This window comes from Paeniglutamicibacter selenitireducens (assembly GCF_051550675.1).
Classification (GTDB): Bacteria; Actinomycetota; Actinomycetes; order Actinomycetales; family Micrococcaceae; genus Paeniglutamicibacter.
The window spans coordinates 1-17935 of the sequence record NZ_JBPULF010000002.1; the positions used below are offsets into that span (position 1 = coordinate 1).

Sequence of the window (17935 nt, forward strand, 5' to 3'; positions counted from 1 at the left end):
GGGGGGCCCCCCCCCCCCCGGGGCCCCCCCCCCCCGCCCGGGGTCCGCCTGCTAGGCGGAAACCAGTGCGGCGTCGCGCACCGACTTCATGGCCACGGTCCACGGAACCAGCTGGTCAAGCACCGGTGCCAGCGAGGCGGCCTGCAGCTCGGTCGGCTTGAAGACGGAGAAGTTCTCGAAGTCGGTGAACAGGGAGAACATGCCGGTCTTCTGCACGTGCGCGACCTGCAGCTCGGAGAGGATGCCGCGCAGGTGCTCGACGGCGCGCACGCCGTAGGCCGAGCCGTAGGAGACGATGCCGGCGGCCTTGTTGGCGAACTCGGCGTTCAGGTAGGACAGCGCGTTGGCCAGGGCCGGGGCGACCGAGTGGTTGTACTCGGGGGTCACGAACACGAAACCATCGAACTCGGCGATCTTTGCTGCCCAGGCCTTGGTGGCGTCGTTCTGGTAGTTCTGGTAGGCGGCCGGGTAGGCCTCGTCCAGCAGCGGCAGCTTGAAGTCCGCGATGTCCACCAGTTCGTAGTCTGCGTCGCCGCGCAGCTGCGCCTGCTCCAGGACCCACTGCGCAACGCCTGCATTGTTGCGTCCGGGGCGGGTCGAACCGGTGATGATGGCAATCTTGGTCATGCGTGATCTCCTTGTACTGTGCGACGCGCCGGCGAACCGACTGACACGTCAACCAAAAACTTGATGTTTCAATCATGATGCGAAACAATTGACGTGTCAACAACTGTGAGGAATTGTGAGGAGCACCATGGACGAGCCCCGCTGGCTCAGCAGCCACGAGCAGGAACTCTGGCTCGAGTTCCGCGAGTTCCTCTGGGGCTACCCCAGCGCGATGGACCGCCAGCTCAACCGCGATGCCGGGCTGTCAACCGGCGAGTACTCGGTGCTTGCCGCCGTCTCCGAGGCCGCCCCGGGCCGGCTGCGCTCCGGGGACCTGGCCAGCACGCTGCAGTGGGAACGTTCCCGGCTCTCGCACCTGCTGCGCCGCATGGAGGCCAAGGGGCTCGTTGAACGCTGCGCGGCAAGCACCGACGGGCGTGGCCAGGAGATCAAGCTGACCGACGCCGGGTGGGACACCATCCGCGCGGCGGCCCCCGACCACGTCGAGTTCGTGCGCCGGTCCCTTTTCGACCCGCTCGATGCCGGCGAGCAGGAGCAGCTGCGTTCCATCCTCACGAAGGTCCGCGCCGCCGTCGTCGAACGCGATCTCTGGTAGCCCGCCGGCCGCTGCCCGCCGGCCGCCGGCCGCCGGCACTTTTCCACAACCCGCGCACCGTCCGGACCTGCCGTGGCGCGCCGTGCGCATGCTGGGTGCATGGAAACAGCGCAATTCGTCGAATCCGTCGCGGGTCACCCCGCCGGCCCGGGCCACCGGGCGGCCCCGGACGACACGCTGCGCGCCCTGCTTGTCGCGATGCGGATGTGCGAGGCACTCTGCGAGGAAATCTCCCGGGACACCGGATCGCCCACCCGCGCGGCATTCCACGCCACGGTCCTCGAGCGGCACACCCAGCGCATGGAGCTCGCCCAGATCCGGGCCGCGGGGACGGCACAACGCACGCTCATCCACGAGCTGCCGCCGGAAACCCTGACCGCGCTGCGCACCGTGGCCGAGGACCCCGGCGACTACATGCTGGGGCGCTGCCCGTTGCCGGAGGACCCGCGCACCGTCCCGACCGGGCGGCTCGAGTTCAGGAACACCCCCGAGGCCCTGCAGCGCATGCTGGGCATCACCTACTTCGAGGCCCGCGACCGGCTGCACGCCGCCTGGTTGCTGCTGCCGGGGACCGACGTCAACGGGATCCCGCAGGGACCGCGCTTCCCGGTCCTGGCCGGGCAGCTGGACGCGGGCGCCGCCCGCGTGAAGGATGTTGCCGCCGCGGCCCGCAAGCTGGACCGGCTGCGACCCGGCATCGAGGCCCGGCCCGATGCCCGCGAGCTGGCCGGCCGCGTCGAGGAACAGGTGGCACGCTCCGTGGCCGAGGGCACCGCGCGGGAGACCGGCAAGCTGTTCGACGCCATCGCCGACGGGCTGGACGCCGCCGCCGAGCAGCCGACGCCGGAGGAGGTCCGCACGAAGACCGGCGTCTTCATCACCCGCCGCACCCGCCACTTCACCTACCTGAACGTATGCCTGGCCAACGACGACGCCGAGATCCTCCTGTCGTTCTTCGCCCGGTCCGACAATCCGCGCACCCGGACGGGCACCGGCACCGGCGAAACCCTGCCGCAGCTGCCGGACTTCGACTTTTCCGACGCCTTCAAGAACCGCTTCAACTCCACGATCCCCGGCGCCGACGGGCTGAGCGCCCCGCAGCGGCACCTGCAGGGTCTGGTCAACGCGATGCGGTGGCCCGGCCAGCCGGCCGGAGGCACCGATTCCCGCGGCCAAGGCACCCGGGGCCAAGGCGCGGGCCCCACCGGCGCCCCGCCCGCCGCCCGCCTGGTGGTCCTCATCCAGCTCGATGTCCTCATGGGACTGGCCCGCGGCGCGGGATACTCTGCCCACGGGCTGGAGATCCCCGTCGGCCGGGTGCGGCGGATGCTCGCCAACGACGGGGTGATCCCCGTGGTGCTCGGCGGCCGGGGCGAGGTCCTGGACGTCGGACGGGAAAAACGGTTGTTGCCCGGACCCCTGAAGCACGCCGTGCTGGCCCGCGACGGCGGCTGCCTCTACCCCGGGTGCACCGTCCCGCCGGAACTGTGCGAGTTCAACCACATCGTGCAGTGGCAGGACGGCGGGGCGACGAGCGTGGCCAACTGCCATCCGGCGTGCACCGCCCACCACCACATGATCGACAACGGCGAGTTGCGGGTCGTGATCCACGACGGACTGCCGCACGTGGTGCTGCCCCGCTACCTGGACCCGGAGCAGGTGCCCCGCCGCAACACCCACTGGCAGCCGGCCAAGCCCACGCTTTTCTAGCCGCTCATCCGGTGCGCTGCAGCGCGGCCCAGCCGTCGGAACTGCCTGCCGGATGGCCCACCCCGTCCCCGGGGTCCGCGCCGCCGTCCACGCCGTCGACGTCCTCGGCACCTTCAGCGCCGGCCGCAACCAAGCGCGCATACGCGCCGCCGGCGACCCGCAGCCGCCCCGGGGTCCCGCGCTCCAGGATCCTGCCGCCGGAAAGCACCACCAGCTGGTCGGCGTTCTCCACCGTGGAGAGCCGATGGGCGATCATCAGCGTGGTGCGGCCGACCGCCAGGCGGTCGAGCGCCTGTTGCACCAGCGCCTCGGTGGCGTTGTCCAGCGCGCTTGTCGCCTCGTCAAGCACCAGCACCCGCGGGTTGCGCAGGATGGTCCTGGCGATGGCCAGACGCTGCTGCTCGCCGCCGGAGAAGCGGTGGCCGCGGGCACCCACCAGGGTGTCCAGCCCGTCGGGCAACCCGGCGACCAGGTCGGCGATCTGTGCGGAGGCCAGCGCCTTCCACAGCGTCGCGTCGTCGGCGTCGGGGTCCGCCAGCAGCAGGTTCTCGCGGATCGAGGCGTGCAGCAGGTAGGTCTCCTGGGAGACCACTCCGACGATCCGGCCCAGCACCTGGGGGGCGATGTCCCGCACGTCAACGCCGTCGATGGTGATGCGCCCGGAGCTCGGATCGTGCAGGCGCGGCAGCAGGGAGCCCAGCGTGGACTTGCCCGATCCGGTGGGCCCCACCACCGCCGTGGCGGTGCCCGGTTCCAGTTCCAGGTCCACCCCGTGCAGCACCTGCGTGCCGCCGTCGCCGTCGCAGTAGGAGAAGCCGACGCCCTCGAAGCGCACGCGTCCCTGCACGCGCGCCGGGTCCAGCTCCGCCGGGTTCGCCGGCGCCTTGATCTCCGGCTACAGGTCCAGGTACTCGAAGATGCGGCTGAAGAGCGCCATCGCCGTGACCCACTGGACGCCCACGTTTAGCAAGCCCATGACGGGCCGGAAGATCGCGCCCTGCAGCGCGGTGAACGCCACGAGCGTTCCGATGCTCATGCCCCCGGAGGTCGCCGGGAAGCCGGCCGCGAGGTAGATGGCCGCGGGGATCGCGGCGAACACGATGCCCATGGTGGCCATGCGCCAGCGCCCGGCCAGCTGGCTGCGCATTTCCAGGTCGATGAGCCGGTGCGAGGAGGCGGAGAAACGCTGCACGTCGCGGCCCGTGGTGCCCAGGGTCTTGGCCAGGCGGATGCCGGAGACGGAGAGCCCCTCCTCGATCTGCGTGTACATGGCGGCCAGTTCCCGCTGCCGGGCGGTTGTCACGTCACGGCGCATGAGCGCGACCTTGCGCGATAGCCAGATGGCAGGCGGCAGCACCACCAGCGAGAGCAGGCTCATCCGCCAGGACAGCGCGGCCATCGCGATGGCGGTGGCCACGGCCGTCGTCAGGTTGGAGGCGATGGAGGTGGCGGTGGAGGTCACCACGTTCTGCATCCCGGCGATGTCGTTGGTCAGCCGCGACTGCACCTCTCCGCCGCGGGTGCGCGTGAAGAACCCCAGCGACTGGGCCTGCAGGTGCGTGAACAGCCTGGTCCGCAGGTCGTGCATGACCTGCTGGCCCATCTTCGTGGCCATCCAGGTTTGCACGACGCCGATCGCCGCGGTGGCCGCCGCCACGGCGACGAGCCCGCCGGCGAGCCAGGCCAGCAGGGCGGTGTTGCCGTGCGGCAGCGCGTCGTCGATGATGGCGCGGATCAGGAACGGCTGGGCCAGCCCGATCACCGAGGCGGCGGATATGAGCAGCACCACCACGGCGATGGTGAGCCGGTGGGACTTGAACAGGGCGGCGATCCGCGAGGGTTTCACCGGGTGGAGCTTGAGCTGCCTGCTGTCGGCGGGGTTCAGGCGGGCGACGGGGCCGCCCGGGCCTCCGCCGCGCACCCCGTGGGCGCCGGGCGCCGTGCCACCCGGACGGGCCGCACCGGAAACGGAAGTCGGTTCCACCATGGGCACCACCTTTCGTGGTGGTCGTGGGTGCGGGAGTCGCACCGCGTCATTGTTGAGGTTACCTCACTATGTGGCTGCCGGTCAAACGTGAAGTAGAGTTGATGGCATGCCAACCAGCGCCGACTCCCCCGCCCAGGGCGACCTCTCCGAACTCTTCCACCGCGCGTTCCGGTCCCTGCGGCACTCGTGGGTGGAGCAGCTGGCGCCCTTCGAACTGACCCCGCACCAGTTCCGCGCCATGCAGGCGCTGGCCCGCAGCGCCGCGGATTCCACCGCCGGCGAGGGGCTGCGGCTCAAGGACGTTGCCGAACGCCTGCACATCGCACCGCGCTCGGCCACCGAGGTCATCGACCAGCTCGAGGCCAAGGAGCTGGTGCGTCGCACGGCGGATCCCGTGGACCGGCGCGCCACGCTGGTCAGGCTCACCGACTCGGGGCAGCGGCTCTCCGAGAGGGTGCGTGCCGCGCGGCGCGGGCACACCGAGCAGTACTTCGGCCGACTCAACGCCCGGGACCGCGCCGAGCTGGCCCGCATCCTGACCCAGCTCGGCCCGATGTAGCCTCCACTCCGCCCTGCGCTGCCCCGGCATGGCACAGGGCAGCCCCGGTCCCGCGGCGAGATCGGGGACCCCTTGACACGCCACAGGGCGCGCCACCCGTTCCGCATCGTGCGGAACGGGCAGCGCGCCCTGGTGTCATGCCCTTGGTGTCGTTGACCCAGCGCCGTCGATCCAGCGCCGTCGACCCGCTGCTAGCCCTCGGACTTGCCGCGGCGCCAGTACCCCATGAACGCGACCTGCTTGCGGTCCATTCCGGCATCGCGCACCAGGTAGCGGCGCAACTCCTTGATCATGCCGGCCTCCCCGGCCAGCCAGGCGTAGAACGGCTGGGTGGAGGCGGTCGCGGTTTCCCACAGGATCGTTTCGTCGACGTCGACGTCCTCGGGTTCCGCGCCGGTGACCACGGCACCGGCGGCGGGGATCGCCACGGCGGCGCGCACCGCCGAGGCGAGCAGCTCGCCGTGCGGGTGGGACCCGCGCGGCAGCCACTGCACCGAAACGCCCGAGCGGGTGGACGAGCCCTGGATGTCCTCGGTGGTCGGGACCTCGATCAGCGCGTGCCCGGTGATGCCCGCCGGCAGCGACTCGAGGATCGAGCAGATCGCCGGGGCCGCCGTCTCGTCGCCGGCCAGCAGGATGCGGGTGGCGGTCCCGGGGCGGAACTCGATGCCGCCGTAGCCGGCGTCGCAGAGCGCGGCGTTCGGGCCCAGGACCAGCAGCTCGTCGCCCGGCTGGGCCTGCGCGGCCCAGACCGTGGCCGGCCCGCCGGTGAGCTTGCCTCCCTCCGTGCGCAGGTGCAGCACGAAGTCGATGTCCAGCTCCGGCTCGGCGCCGCGGTTGTCGCGGTGCCCGGCCGGGCGCAACGCCCGCGCCGTGTAGGTGCGCATGGATCCGCGTTCCGCCTCCGGCAGCGCCAGCCAGCGCCGGTACCACCCCGCGGCCTCGTCCTCTGCCAGCAGGGCACCGGGGCGCAGCGAGGAGAATTCCCCGGGCAGCCCGAGGCCCCGGGTGTTCCCGGGCGCCCCGGCGTCGTCCACGGGCACCGGCGGGATCATCAGCTTGATGCGCAGGTCCAGCGGCGCGTCCCCGGCACCGAAGTGGGCCAGGTCCGCACCGGCGAAGGTGACGCGTCGGAAGTTCTTCCCGACGTTTTCCACAGCGACGACGCGGGTGGCGAAGGCCAGCATCTCGCTGACCTCCTCGGCCCGGCGCAACGGCGCGGCCTCCGGCACACCGGCTTCGGCTGCCGCTTCGACCGTGGCTTCAACAAGGGGTTCATCCGGCGCCCCGGCGTCGTCCGGCTCCTGGGCTTCGGCGGGCGCCGGCGAGGGTGCTCCGATGCCGGTTTCCGGCTCCACCTCCGGGGGCCGCGTGCGGTAGATGCCGCTGGCGGCCAGCACGGACTCGGCGCGCAGCACGCGGTGCCTGCCGATCGGCAGCACCAGCGGGGTTCCGGCGACGGGGTCCGGGATGACCCGGCAGGGCATGCCGAACACGCTCTTGACAAGGTCCTCGGTGACCACCGCGGCCGGGTGCCCGGCAGCGACGATCTTGCCGTGCTTCAGCGCCACCAGGTGGTCGGCGTAGCGGGCGGCGAGGTTCAGGTCGTGCAGCACTATCACCACGGTGGTGCCGCGGGTGCGGTTGAGCTCGGAGATGACATCGAGCACCTCCAGCTGGTGGGCCACGTCCAGGTAGGTGGTCGGTTCGTCGAGCAGCAGCAGCTCGGTTTCCTGCGCCAGTGCCATCGCGATCCAGACGCGCTGGCGCTGGCCACCGGAGAGCTCGTCGATGGGGCGCTCGGCCAAATCGGCGGTGCCGGTGAGATTCATGGCGCGCTCCACGGCGGCCTCGTCCTCCGCGTTCCAGCGCTTGAACCAGCCCTGGTGCGGGTAGCGTCCGCGGCCCACCAGCTCGCGCACGGTGATGCCGTCGGGGGCGGTGGGGGTCTGCGGCAGCAGGCCCAGCAGCTTGGCGACCTCGCGCGCCGGGCGAGTGTGGATGTCCTGCCCGTCCAGCAGCACCTTGCCGCCGGCGGGCTTGAGCAGCCGGGCCAGCCCGCGCAGCAGCGTCGACTTGCCGCAGCCGTTGGCGCCCACGATGATCGTCACCTCACCTTTGGGCAGCTGCAGCGACAGCTCGTCGACAATGCTCACCGCGTCGTAGGCGAGCGTCAGGTCCTGTGCTTCAAGAAGTGCCATGTGTGGCCTCAGGTTCCTTCCTTGTTGGTGCGCACCAGGACCCAGATCAGGAACGGTGCTCCCAGCGCGCCGGTGACGACGCCGACTGGCAATTCTATGTCGGGAACGATGTTGGAGGCGATGAAGTTCGCGCCCACCACCAGCAGCGCGCCCATCAGCGCAGCCGATCCCAGGTTGCTGCGACCGGCGCACAGGCGGATCGCCAGCGGCCCGGCCAGGAAGGAGACGAACGCCAGCGGCCCGGTCACCGCGGTGGCCACGGCGGTCAGCCCGACGCCCAGCAGGATCAGTGAGAGCCGGGCCGGGCGCACGGCCAGGCCGAGCCCCGCGGCGGAGTCGTCGCCCAGTTCCAGGATGCGCAGCTTGCCGGCGGCCGGGACCAGCAACGGCAGCAGGACGGCCAGCGCCGCGGCCAGCAGGCCGGCGCGTTCCCAGGTGCTCGCCGAGAGGGACCCGGTGAGCCAGCGCAGGGCGTCCGACGCCGTGCGCACATCGGTGCGCGTGAGCAGGTACTGGATCAGCGCCTGCAGCAGCGCCGCCACCGCAATGCCCGCGAGGACCAGCCGCGGCCCGGTGTGCTTGCCGGCGTCGGCCATCGCGTAGATGAACAACGCCACGGCCAGCGCCCCGGCGCAGGCGATGAGCGAGAGCCCGATCCCCTGCGCTCCGAAGAGCAGCATGCCTGTCACCGCCGCGGCGGACGCCCCGTAGCCGACGCCTATCACGTCGGGGCTGGCCAGCGGGTTGCGCAGCATGCGCTGGAAGATCGCCCCGGAGGCGCCGAATGCGGCTCCGGCCAGCACGCCGACCGCCGCCTGCGGCAGCCTGTCCTCCCACAGCATGAAGGAGACACCCGGCACGCGCTCCCCGCCCAGGGCCGCCAGGAGGTCCGGCAGCTCGATGGGGCTGCGTCCGGCCAGCAGGTCCAGGGCGATGGCGGCCAGGATGCCGGCCGCGGCCAGCACGTTGAACACGGCCACGGAACCACGCCGGACGCGCTTGGCCCCGGGCTTGTTCCGGCGCTTGGACCCGCGCGGGCCACCGGTTCGGGAACCGGGGGGTTCCACAGGTGTGCGGTTTTCGGGGGCTGCGGCGCGCTCCACGTCGGGTCGGACACTCACAGGGACACCTTCCGTCCGCGGCGCAGCAACAGCAGGAAGACCGGGGCGCCGATCACGGCGGTCATGACGCCGACCTGCACCTCGGCGGGCGGGGCGATGACGCGGCCCAGCACGTCGGCCGCCAACAGCAGCACCGGCCCGGCCAGCATGGACAGCGGCAGCAGCCACCGGTAGTCGGAGCCGACGAGCGCGCGCACCGCGTGGGGCACAATCAACCCGACGAACCCGATGGGCCCGGCCAGCGCCGTGGCGGCACCGCAGAGCAGCACCACGCCCAGGGCGGAGATGGCCCTCCCGCGCCCCACCCGGAAGCCGAGCCCGCGCGCGGAATCGTCGCCGAGCGAGAGCGCGTTGAAGAGCCGGGCACCGGAGAGCACCAGCAGCGCGCCCAGCGCCAGGAAGGGCAGCACCGAGAGCATTTCCGGGACCTCCCGGGCGCCCAGCGTGCCGACCTGCCAGAACCTGAAGCGCTCCAGCGCCTCCTGGCCCACCATCAGCACGGCGCTGGTGAGCGAGCCCATGCCCGCCGCCATCGCGGCGCCGGCGAGCGCCAGCTTCATCGGCGTGGCACCCTCGCGGCCGAGGCTCGCGACGAGGTAGACAAGCACCGCGGCGGCTGCGGCCCCGGCGAACGCCCACAGGATGTAGCCCTGCAGGGTGCTTACCGCGAAGAAGTGGATGCCCAGCACCACGGCCAGCGCGGCCCCGGCATTCACGCCCAGGATGCCCGGGTCGGCAAGCGGATTGCGGGCGATGCCCTGCATGCCGGCACCGGCCAGGCCCAGTGCCGCACCGATGAGCAGTCCAGCGACGGTGCGCGGGACGCGGGACTGGACCACCGCGTGGTCGCCGTTGGCCGGGTCGAAGGCCGTCAGCGCCTCCCACACGGTGTGCGGGGCGATGCCGCGGGCTCCGACAAGCAGCGAGAGGAACACTGCGGCAAGCAGCGCTCCGAGCAGCACCAGGACGATCGCGGCCGGGTGCGGGCCCCGCCGCCGCGCGGGTCGCGCCTCGGCGGAAACCGTCGCTGCGGCCACCGCGGTGGGTAGATTCTGTCTCATCCCTCTGTCCCCGTGTTTGTCCCTGTGTTCTGTCTGTGTGCCGCCGCAGGCGCCCGCCGCGTGGTGCCGTGCTTCCCGGAGGCGGCCCCGGGGTCGCGCCCTAGACTGGCCCCATGAGCATGCAGCCCCACCCGGATTCCGTCCCCGCCGCGCAGGTCTCTTCCCTGGCCGCGGTCCGCCTGGCCCCCAACCCGGGTCCGATGTCGCTGGAGGGAACCAATTCCTATATCCTGCGCGGTGCCGGCAGCCGGGCCTCGGTGGTCGTGGACCCGGGCCCGGAGCATGCCGGCCACCTGGCGGCGTTGGCCGCCGAGTCGGTGGAGCTGGTCCTTGTCACCCACCGGCACCACGACCACACCGAGGGAATCGACACCCTGCACCGGCTCACCGGCGCGCCCGTGCGTGCGTTGCTGCCGGAGCATTGCCGCGGGGCGGATCCGCTGCGCGACGGCGAATGGATCGAGGCCGCCGGACTGCGCCTCCAGGTACTCGCCACCCCGGGCCACACCTCGGACTCGCTGTGCTTCCACCTGCCCGACGATTTCCGGCCCGGCTTCCTGCCCGATTTCCCACCCGACGGCGGGCGCCACGGGTCCATGCTCACCGGCGACACCATCCTGGGCCGCGGCACCACCGTCCTCGATGCACCCGACGGCACGCTGGGCGACTACCTCGCAACCCTGGAGCGCCTGGCCTCGGCGCCCGATGCCCTGGTGCTGCCGGCACACGGTCCCGTGCTGGCCTCGCTGCACCGTGTCGTTGGCCAGTACCGTGCACATCGCCTGCAGCGTCTGGACCAGATCCGCGCGGCCGTCGCGGGGCTGCGTGCCTCCGGCACCGTCCAACCCGGCATCGCCCAGGTCACGGATGCGGTCTACGCGGATGTGGATCCCTCGGTGCGCCGGGCAGCAGAAATCTCCGTGGCTGCGCAACTGCGCTACCTCGGAGATCGTGGCGAGCTCTAGCGGCTCGCGGCGTCGGTGGTTGTGGAGCATGCCCGTGCTTCCCAGGGTCCGCCTTGCCCCGGGATGGTGACCCGGGGCAAGGCATCGCCGGTTGGCTGCTACTTTCCTGCGACCGCCTCGGCGCCGGCCGCCAGCTTCGGAACCACCTTGTCGATGGCCCACTGGATGGAGAGCGGCGAGGTTGCCGATACGGCAAGCACGTCCATGTCGTTGTCCACGGCAACCAGTCCGCCCTTGGCGACGGCCGGGATCTGGGCGAAGAGCTTGTTCTTGGTGACGTCCTCGATGTTCGAGCCGGCCGGGATCCAGGTGAAGAAGATGTCGGATTCAAGCTCGTTTCCGCGCTCCGCCGACCACGGCAGGTAGAACTCGCCTTCCTTGACGTTCTCGTCAACGATCGGCGCCTGGGTCATGCCCAGCGCGGAGAGGAATCGCGGACGGTTGTCGCCCGAGGCGTAGAGGTTGATGCCGCCGTCTGCTGGTTCGAGGTTGCCCGCGATGAACGTGGTGTCCTTGAAGACCGGGTGGGCTGCGCCTGCTGCAGCGATGTTGCCTTCGAGCTCCGTCACCAGTGCCTTGGCTTCGGCATCCTTGCCGAGTGCCTTGCCGACCGCGGTGGTGACGTCCTGCCACTTTGCTGTGTAGTTCGGTGCCACCGGGCCGATGACCGGAGCGATCTTGGAGAGCTTGTCGTACTCGTCCTTCGTGAGGCCCGAGTATCCGGCGACGATCAGGTCCGGCTGGGTCTCGGCGATGGCGGTGAAGTTCACGCCGTCCGCTTCCGCGTACTGGACCGGCGCCTTCTCGCTGCCGATCGGCGCGCCGAGCTCTTCGAGCTTGGCGTCCTTCCAGTCGGTGGAGTTCTTGTCGTTGTTGCCCCAGACATCTGTGGCCATGCCGACGGGCACGACGCCCAAGGCCAACACGGCATCGGCGTTCACCCAGGAAACCGTTGCCACGCGCTCGGGCTTCTTGGGGATCTCGGTGGTGCCGTAGATGTGCTCGACGGTGACGGGGAACGCTGACTCCGTTGCGGCAGGCGAGGTGCTCGAGGCTTCCGGGGCGGCGCTACCGCATGCGGTCAGGCTCAGGGCAATGGCGGCAGCGGCTGCGGCGAAGAGGCCGGTGCGTCGGGAGAACTCCATGAAATAGATCCTTCGGTGACTCATACAAGATGCCCGCGCAAGCCATGGGGAACGCAACGTTACGCAAGCAGGTGACAAGTAAGGCTAACCTTGCTAAATCCAATTACGCAAAGCAAGATTGGCGTAATCGAGGCCCGGGATGGGGTCTCGGAGGGGAATCCGCGAGAAGTGGCGCATTCGCGCAAGCCAATAGTGACGAAGCTCATATCAATCACTGCGCTCGGACGGTGCCGAATGAATCGGTTGACGAAACGAGTCCCGCACAGTTCCGCCTCCGCCCCAGATCCAGTCAAACCACGACGCCAGCCGCGCCGGCCATGACCGTCACCTCGGAGCGCTCCCGTGAACGGCCGGTGAAACGGCTTCCTCGATGCCACCCAAATGCCACACGGCCATGGCATTCCCGGGGAACTGCCCGAAAACCTTACCGCCGACGGGGCAGCACCGGCACCACGCTTGTCGCCCAGGAATCAATTCGGAACGACACACATGCGCGTTCTCCCTGTGCACAGGCTCTTCTACGTTGTTCCGAGCCGGATCCACATCGGCTAGGATCCGATCAACAGGCGACCACGATCAGAACCAGGGGGGAACCTATGGCAGGGACCGTGTGGCTTTTGCGCCACTGCAGGATCAGCAATTTGCCCAACGTCCGCAAGGACACGCAGAGCATCATTACGATCGGGCTCTTCGACTCAGAAGAAGCGGCGCGCGAAGCCATAGCCCTCCATCGCGATGCCGAAGGCTTTACGGACTACCCCGACGGCTGGGACATTCGCGAACTGCCCCTGGATGTTTTGCTTGACGAACCCGTGACGATCTAGATGGGCGAACCGGCGAGCCGCCCCCTTTGGGGGATCTATCGATGGCAGAACGAACGCAACGAACGCGCAGGGCATGCCGACCTGCTCCATGGCGTGTTCACCACGCGGGACGCGGCCGACAAGGCGCTCCTTCAGCTACGGAAGCTCAACGGCCAAAGTGCCGGAAGAGTACGTGTCGAAGTAGAAATCATGGGCCTTTCCAGCGGATACCTGCAAGGATTCTTCGAATACGATCCGGCGGACTTCCGCAGGAAACCTAGACGTTCACGGCGCCCGAACCGGCACAAGGGATTCACTCCGGTGAACCAAGAACCATTCCTTTCATGACACGGCTCCGGATCTGCCGATTCGCACCGCCTCGACCCCACCGGGTCGGTGCCGCCCTGGCGGGCATCACGGCCTTGGAAAGGTTGCATAAAGATCATCACCGGAGTGAATGAATTTGTATGACATGATTTCCGAATTTTCAATCCACGGCACCCGTTCCACACCAAAACTCATACTTATCCGTGAATTGAGGGTAAGTTTGCCCACATCTTGAACCTCGGTCCACTGCTAATAACTATTCATTGACCTGCATATTGCGGGTCTTTTCGTGGTTTCGGGTTGGTCCAACCCCGAAACCGCCGGCTCCGGGGGATGCGAAGATTCTCTGCATGACCACGCGAAACACTGCACAGGGCACGAGCAGGCCCACGCTGCGCCAACAACTCGGCGCGCGCAAGCCGATCGAGGCCTTTATCGCCGAGGCCGGTAACGGAACCGGCGAGGGGCCCAAGCTGCGCCGCACGCTCGGATTGCTGCACCTGACCATGATCAGCGTCGGCGCCACGCTGGGCACCGGCATCTTCGTGGTGCTTTCTTCCTCGGTGCCGATGGCGGGCCCCGCGGTGTGGATCTCCTTTGCAATCGCCGGGCTGGCGGCGCTGTTCGCCGCGCTTTCCTATGCGGAAATGGCCGGTGCCGTGCCGGTGTCCGGGTCGAGCTACACCTATACCTACGCGACCATGGGCGAGGGCCTGGCCTGGATCTGCGGATGGTGCCTGGTGCTCGAATACGCGGTGTCGGTCGCCGCCATCGCCGTGGGGGCCGGCGAGTACCTCAACGAGATGGCCCGCACCATGGGCATCGACCTGCCCGCGGCGCTGACCAATCCCCCGGGCACCGACGGCGGCGTGTTCAACATCCCCGCGCTGGCGATCGTCCTGTTCGCCACGGTGCTGCTGGTGCGCGGAACCCGCGAATCCGCTGTGGTCAACACGGTGCTGGTGTTCATCAAGATCGCCGTGTTGCTCTTCTTCATCGTCATCGCCTTCAGCGCATTCACCTCCGGGAACTTCGATCCGCTGCTGCCGATGGGCACCGCGGGCGTCTCCGCCGCGGCGGCGCGCCTGTTCTTCTCCTACATCGGCTTCGACGCCGCCTCCACGGCCGGCGAGGAGGCGAAGAACCCGCAGCGAGACCTGCCGCGGGCGATAGTGCTCTCGATGGCGATCATCACCGCGCTCTACATCCTGGTGGCGGTTTCCGCGATCGGCGCGCGTCAGTGGAACTGGTTCGAGGGCAAGGAGGCAGCGCTGGCGCAGCTGCTTGAGGAGGTCACCGGCCAGGGCTGGGTGTCGCTGCTCTTCGCCGCGGGTGCCGTGCTGTCCATCGTCTCCATCGTCATCACCGTGCTCTACGGGCAGACGCGCATCCTGGTGGCGATGAGCCGCGACGGCATGGTTCCGGCGGTATTCGGGCGCATTTCCAAGCGCAACGGCGCACCGGTGGCCGGCACCTGGATCACCGGCGGCTCGGTGGCGCTGGTGGCGGGCCTGGTGCCGCTGGGGCAGCTGGCCGACGCGACGAGCATCGGCACGCTTTTCGCGTTCTCGCTGGTCTCCCTTGCCGTCATCGTGCTGCGCCGCACGCAGCCGGAGTTGCCGCGCACCTTCAAGGTCCCGCTCTACCCGCTGACCCCGATCCTTGCCATCGCCTTCTGCGGCTACCTGATGCTGAACCTCGGCGTGACCACCTGGGTGGTGTTCGCCATCTGGATGGCCGTCGGCGCTGCCATCTACCTGGGCTACGGCCGCCACAAGTCGAAGCTTGCCGCCACGTGGGACCCGGCCCGGGCCTGAGCGTCCCGCCTACGCACGATGCCCGGCATTTGGGTGCCGGGGCTTGGGTACCCGGACCCGGACGGGCCTGCAGGGCCTAGTAGTAGACGGCCAGCGGGCCGCGAGGGCCTAGTAGTAGACGGCCAGCGGGCCGCGAGGGCCTAGTAGTAGACGGCCAGCGGGCCGCGAGGGCCTAGTAGTAGACGGCCAGCGGGCCGCGAGGGCCCTCGACAACGCTCACCGGGGTCTCGAAGACGCGGGTGAGGATCTCGTCGGTCATGATCTCCTCGGGGGTCCCGAACTCCACGACCTTGCCCTTCTTCACCGCGCAGATGCGGTCGGCGTAGTGGCCCGCGAAGTTGATGTCGTGCAGGACTATCACGATGGTGCGCCCCAACTCCTCGGCCGCGCGGCGCAGGTGCTGCATCATTTGCACCGAGTGCTGCATGTCCAGGTTGTTCAGCGGCTCGTCCAGCAGCACGTAGTCGGTGTCCTGGGCCAGCACCATCGCCACGTAGGCGCGCTGGCGCTGGCCGCCGGAGAGCTGGTCCAGGTAGCGGTTCTCCAGCTCGCCCAGGTTCAGGAAGTCGATCGAGCGGGAGATGATCTCCTCGTCGGCCGCCGTCAGCCTGCCTTTGGAGTGCGGGAAGCGGCCGAAGCCCACCAGCTGGCGCACTGTCAACCGGGTCACGAAGTGGTTCTCCTGGCGCAGGATCGAGACGATCTTGGCGAGGTCCTTCGAGGAGGTGGAGGCCACGTCGAACCCGCCGATCTCGATGGAGCCCTCGTCGATGCCCATCAGGCGCCCGACCATGGTCAGCAGCGTGGACTTCCCCGCGCCGTTGGGGCCCACCAGCGCGGTGATGCCGCCGGCCGGGATCCGGATATCGACGGGGCCGATGGCCACCTCGGTGCTGTAGTTCTTGGTGACGTCGGCGAGGGAGATCACAAGCGGCCCTTTCGGAGGATGAAGAAGAGGAAGACCGATCCGCCCACGACCTCGATGATGATCGAGACAACGCCCTGGGCGTAGAACACGTTCTTCATGATGAAGTAGGCGCCGGAGAGCACGACGAAGCCGGTCAGCACGGCCACGGGGAAGATGTAGCGGTGGTCGTAGGTGTCGGCCAGCTGGTAGGCCAGCGTCGCCACCAGGAAGCCGAGGAAGGTCATCGGGCCGACGAGCGCCGTGGAGACGGCCATCAGGATGGAGACCAGCAGCAGCGCGCGCATGACCTCCGCCTTGTGGTTCAGGCCCAGGTTGATGCTGGCCTCGCGGCCCAGGGAGACGACGTTCAGCCGCTTGGATCCCAGGATGAGCAGCGTTCCCGCGACCACGCACAGCGGGATCGCCACGGGGAAGTAGGCGGGGTCGGCATTTGTCACCGAGCCGAACAGGCGGGCCGTGAGGATGTCGAACTCGCTGGGGGTCAGCAGGCGCTGCATGAAGGCCGAGATGGAGCCCAGCCCGCCGCCGATCACGATGCCGACCAGCAGCATGATCTGCAGGTTCCCGTACTTGCCCGAGAGCAGCCAGCCGTAGAGCGCCACCGACAGGCCCACCATCACTGCCACCTGCAGCACGAACTGCGGAAGCCCCCGCACCGCGGTGACCCCGGCCGCGCCCAGCAGGAACACGGCGGTGGTCTGCACGGCCACGTAGAGGGACTCGAAGCCCATGATCGAGGGGGTGATGATGCGGTTGTTTGTCACAGTCTGGAAGCTGACGGTGGCGATGGCCTGGCAGAACGCGACGACCAGCATCACCAGGATGCTGGTGCCGCGCATTTCTGCGATCAGCCAGAACCCGCGGGACCCCGGCGGCATGGGGTTCTCCCAGGCCAGCAACCCGTAGCCGAAGCCCAGGGAGAGGAGAACCAGGATGCCCAGCACGATCCAGTAGCGCCGTCCCACGGCCCGGGTGGGCAGCGGGCCGGAGCTGCGCCGTACGGACCCCGTCACGGGGGGCGTGCTGCGCGGTGCGGCGTGGGTTGCTTCGGTAAGTGTTGTTTCAGGCATTTTTCCGCTGCCTCAGAAGTAGTGCGATGAAGACGACGGAGCCCACGACGCCGAGGATCAGCGAGACCGGGATCTCGAAGGGCATGATGATGGTGCGGCCCACCAGGTCGCAGACCGTCACGATCCCGATGCCCAGCAGGCACACCCAGGGCAGGTTGCCGCGCAGGTCGTCGCCCCGGAACATGGAGACGACGTTGGGGACGATCAACCCCAGGAACGGCAGGTTGCCCACCACCACCGTGACAATGCCGGTGGCGATGGCGATCAGCCCGGTGCCCAGCAGCATCACCTGGCGGTAGTTCAGCCCGACGTTGGTGGCGATCTCCTCCCCCAGGCCGGCCACTGTGAACCTGTCGGCCACCACGAAGACGGCGACACCCACCAGGGCGACGATCCAGAGGACCTCGTACTGCCCGCGCAGCACCGAGGTGAAGGAGCCGGCGAACCAGATGCCCAGGGACTGGAGCATGTTGGTCTGCAGGGCGATGAAGGTGGAGATCGCGCCGACCACCGCGCCGAGCATGATGCCCACGATCGGTACCGTGAGCGATGCCTTGAGCGAGACCCTGCGCAGGAAGAGGAAGAAGATCATGGTGCCGATGAACGCGGCCACCACTGCGGCCACCATCTTGGCCATGATGCTGGCCTCGGGGTTCACGATCATGATCAGCAGCAGGCCGAGGCCCGCCCATTCGGTGGTCCCGGTGGTGGTGGGTTCGACGAAGCGGTTCTGCGTCAGCAGCTGCATGACCAGGCCGCACATGGCCATGGCCGCCCCGGCCAGCACCAGGGCGATGGTGCGCGGGATGCGGGTGATGGCGAACATCTCCCCGCCGTCGTCGGCCCCGAAAATGTCGTAGACCCCGGTGAAGAGGGAGAACACCAGCAGCAGGCCCACCACGGCGATGCCGATCAGGAGCTTGGGTTCAAAGAGCCGCCCCTTGGAGCCGGCGCGGGTTGTTGTGGATGTCATCAGGCTGCAGCCGTTCCGGTCCTTACGCCAAACACCCGGACAGCGG

The 17935-nt window shown here is 69.2% G+C and carries 15 protein-coding genes and 1 pseudogene; 7 read left to right on the plus strand and 9 right to left on the minus strand.

Going from position 1 to position 17935, the window contains the following annotated elements; genetic code table 11:
* Positions 1–51: 51 nt before the first annotated feature.
* Positions 52–627, minus strand: coding sequence for an NADPH-dependent FMN reductase (locus ACSYDW_RS03550; protein WP_438337332.1), 576 nt, complete (start codon positions 625–627; stop codon positions 52–54).
* Between the two features lie 127 nt (positions 628–754).
* Here ACSYDW_RS03550 and ACSYDW_RS03555 point away from each other — a divergent pair, with 127 nt between their 5' ends.
* Together ACSYDW_RS03555 and ACSYDW_RS03560 are read left to right on the plus strand one after the other, a co-directional pair.
* Complete coding sequence (locus ACSYDW_RS03555; RefSeq protein ID WP_438337333.1) at positions 755–1222, plus strand: MarR family winged helix-turn-helix transcriptional regulator; 468 nt, start codon at positions 755–757, stop codon at positions 1220–1222.
* A gap of 99 nt (positions 1223–1321) precedes the next feature.
* Positions 1322–2932, plus strand: coding sequence for an HNH endonuclease signature motif containing protein (locus tag ACSYDW_RS03560; RefSeq protein ID WP_438337334.1), 1611 nt, complete (start codon positions 1322–1324; stop codon positions 2930–2932).
* A gap of 4 nt (positions 2933–2936) precedes the next feature.
* On the opposite strand, the pseudogene ACSYDW_RS03565 reads toward ACSYDW_RS03560, so the two are convergent.
* Positions 2937–4919, minus strand: a pseudogene (locus tag ACSYDW_RS03565) (ABC transporter ATP-binding protein).
* A gap of 106 nt (positions 4920–5025) precedes the next feature.
* On the opposite strand from ACSYDW_RS03565, the gene ACSYDW_RS03570 reads away from it, so the two are divergent.
* The gene (locus ACSYDW_RS03570) at positions 5026–5478 is read left to right on the plus strand and encodes a MarR family winged helix-turn-helix transcriptional regulator (protein ID WP_438337335.1); all 453 of its coding nucleotides are present in this window, start codon (positions 5026–5028) and stop codon (positions 5476–5478) included.
* A gap of 191 nt (positions 5479–5669) precedes the next feature.
* Here ACSYDW_RS03570 and ACSYDW_RS03575 read toward each other — a convergent pair whose 3' ends face one another.
* The 3 genes from ACSYDW_RS03575 to ACSYDW_RS03585 are packed head-to-tail and all read right to left on the minus strand — an operon-like array spanning position 5670 to position 9861.
* Positions 5670–7679 carry an SIP domain-containing protein gene (locus ACSYDW_RS03575; RefSeq protein ID WP_438337336.1) on the minus strand — a complete coding sequence of 670 codons (2010 nt, stop codon included), beginning with the start codon at positions 7677–7679 and terminating at the stop codon, positions 5670–5672.
* 8 nt (positions 7680–7687) lie between these two features.
* The gene (locus ACSYDW_RS03580; RefSeq protein WP_438337337.1) at positions 7688–8800 is read right to left on the minus strand and encodes a FecCD family ABC transporter permease; all 1113 of its coding nucleotides are present in this window, start codon (positions 8798–8800) and stop codon (positions 7688–7690) included.
* Positions 8797–9861 carry a FecCD family ABC transporter permease gene (locus tag ACSYDW_RS03585; RefSeq protein WP_438337338.1) on the minus strand — a complete coding sequence of 355 codons (1065 nt, stop codon included), beginning with the start codon at positions 9859–9861 and terminating at the stop codon, positions 8797–8799. The genes ACSYDW_RS03580 and ACSYDW_RS03585 overlap by 4 nt, the downstream gene beginning before the upstream one ends.
* Before the next feature lie 113 nt (positions 9862–9974).
* On the opposite strand from ACSYDW_RS03585, the gene ACSYDW_RS03590 reads away from it, so the two are divergent.
* Positions 9975–10826: an MBL fold metallo-hydrolase gene (locus tag ACSYDW_RS03590; protein ID WP_438337339.1), complete on the plus strand. Its 852-nt coding sequence runs from the start codon at positions 9975–9977 to the stop codon at positions 10824–10826.
* A gap of 98 nt (positions 10827–10924) precedes the next feature.
* Here the strand turns inward: ACSYDW_RS03590 and ACSYDW_RS03595 are convergent, their stop codons facing one another.
* Positions 10925–11971, minus strand: coding sequence for an ABC transporter substrate-binding protein (locus ACSYDW_RS03595; RefSeq protein ID WP_438337340.1), 1047 nt, complete (start codon positions 11969–11971; stop codon positions 10925–10927).
* A 641-nt stretch (positions 11972–12612) separates the two neighbouring features.
* Between ACSYDW_RS03595 and ACSYDW_RS03600 the strand changes: the two genes are divergently transcribed.
* The 3 genes from ACSYDW_RS03600 (at position 12613) to ACSYDW_RS03610 (ending at position 14918) form a co-directional block, all read left to right on the plus strand.
* Positions 12613–12795, plus strand: coding sequence for a hypothetical protein (locus tag ACSYDW_RS03600; protein ID WP_438337341.1), 183 nt, complete (start codon positions 12613–12615; stop codon positions 12793–12795).
* Positions 12796–13122, plus strand: coding sequence for a hypothetical protein (locus ACSYDW_RS03605; protein ID WP_438337342.1), 327 nt, complete (start codon positions 12796–12798; stop codon positions 13120–13122).
* A 329-nt stretch (positions 13123–13451) separates the two neighbouring features.
* Positions 13452–14918: an amino acid permease gene (locus ACSYDW_RS03610; protein WP_438337343.1), complete on the plus strand. Its 1467-nt coding sequence runs from the start codon at positions 13452–13454 to the stop codon at positions 14916–14918.
* A 172-nt stretch (positions 14919–15090) separates the two neighbouring features.
* Here the strand turns inward: ACSYDW_RS03610 and ACSYDW_RS03615 are convergent, their stop codons facing one another.
* Genes ACSYDW_RS03615 through ACSYDW_RS03625 form a run of 3 tightly spaced genes read right to left on the minus strand, consistent with a single transcriptional unit; the run spans position 15091 to position 17889 of the window.
* Entirely contained in the window at positions 15091–15846 is a 756-nt protein-coding gene (locus ACSYDW_RS03615; RefSeq protein WP_438337344.1) for an iron ABC transporter ATP-binding protein, read from the minus strand.
* Positions 15843–16916: an iron chelate uptake ABC transporter family permease subunit gene (locus ACSYDW_RS03620; protein WP_438337345.1), complete on the minus strand. Its 1074-nt coding sequence runs from the start codon at positions 16914–16916 to the stop codon at positions 15843–15845. The genes ACSYDW_RS03615 and ACSYDW_RS03620 overlap by 4 nt, the downstream gene beginning before the upstream one ends.
* A complete protein-coding gene (locus tag ACSYDW_RS03625; protein WP_438337346.1) occupies positions 16909–17889 on the minus strand; it encodes an ABC transporter permease in 981 nt (326 codons plus the stop codon). The genes ACSYDW_RS03620 and ACSYDW_RS03625 overlap by 8 nt, the downstream gene beginning before the upstream one ends.
* Between the last annotated feature and the right edge of the window lie 46 nt (positions 17890–17935).

Bases quoted from the DNA above. Each gene is read 5' to 3' on its own strand.
- ACSYDW_RS03550 (WP_438337332.1), bottom strand. From the start codon at position 627: ATGACCAAGATTGCCATCATCACCGGTTCGACCCGCCCCGGACGCAAC.
- ACSYDW_RS03555 (WP_438337333.1), top strand. From the start codon at position 755: ATGGACGAGCCCCGCTGGCTCAGCAGCCACGAGCAGGAACTCTGGCTC.
- ACSYDW_RS03560 (WP_438337334.1), top strand. From the start codon at position 1,322: ATGGAAACAGCGCAATTCGTCGAATCCGTCGCGGGTCACCCCGCCGGC.
- ACSYDW_RS03570 (WP_438337335.1), top strand. From the start codon at position 5,026: ATGCCAACCAGCGCCGACTCCCCCGCCCAGGGCGACCTCTCCGAACTC.
- ACSYDW_RS03575 (WP_438337336.1), bottom strand. From the start codon at position 7,679: ATGGCACTTCTTGAAGCACAGGACCTGACGCTCGCCTACGACGCGGTG.
- ACSYDW_RS03585 (WP_438337338.1), bottom strand. From the start codon at position 9,861: ATGAGACAGAATCTACCCACCGCGGTGGCCGCAGCGACGGTTTCCGCC.
- ACSYDW_RS03590 (WP_438337339.1), top strand. From the start codon at position 9,975: ATGAGCATGCAGCCCCACCCGGATTCCGTCCCCGCCGCGCAGGTCTCT.
- ACSYDW_RS03595 (WP_438337340.1), bottom strand. From the start codon at position 11,971: ATGGAGTTCTCCCGACGCACCGGCCTCTTCGCCGCAGCCGCTGCCGCC.
- ACSYDW_RS03605 (WP_438337342.1), top strand. From the start codon at position 12,796: ATGGGCGAACCGGCGAGCCGCCCCCTTTGGGGGATCTATCGATGGCAG.
- ACSYDW_RS03610 (WP_438337343.1), top strand. From the start codon at position 13,452: ATGACCACGCGAAACACTGCACAGGGCACGAGCAGGCCCACGCTGCGC.
- ACSYDW_RS03620 (WP_438337345.1), bottom strand. From the start codon at position 16,916: ATGCCTGAAACAACACTTACCGAAGCAACCCACGCCGCACCGCGCAGC.
- ACSYDW_RS03625 (WP_438337346.1), bottom strand. From the start codon at position 17,889: ATGACATCCACAACAACCCGCGCCGGCTCCAAGGGGCGGCTCTTTGAA.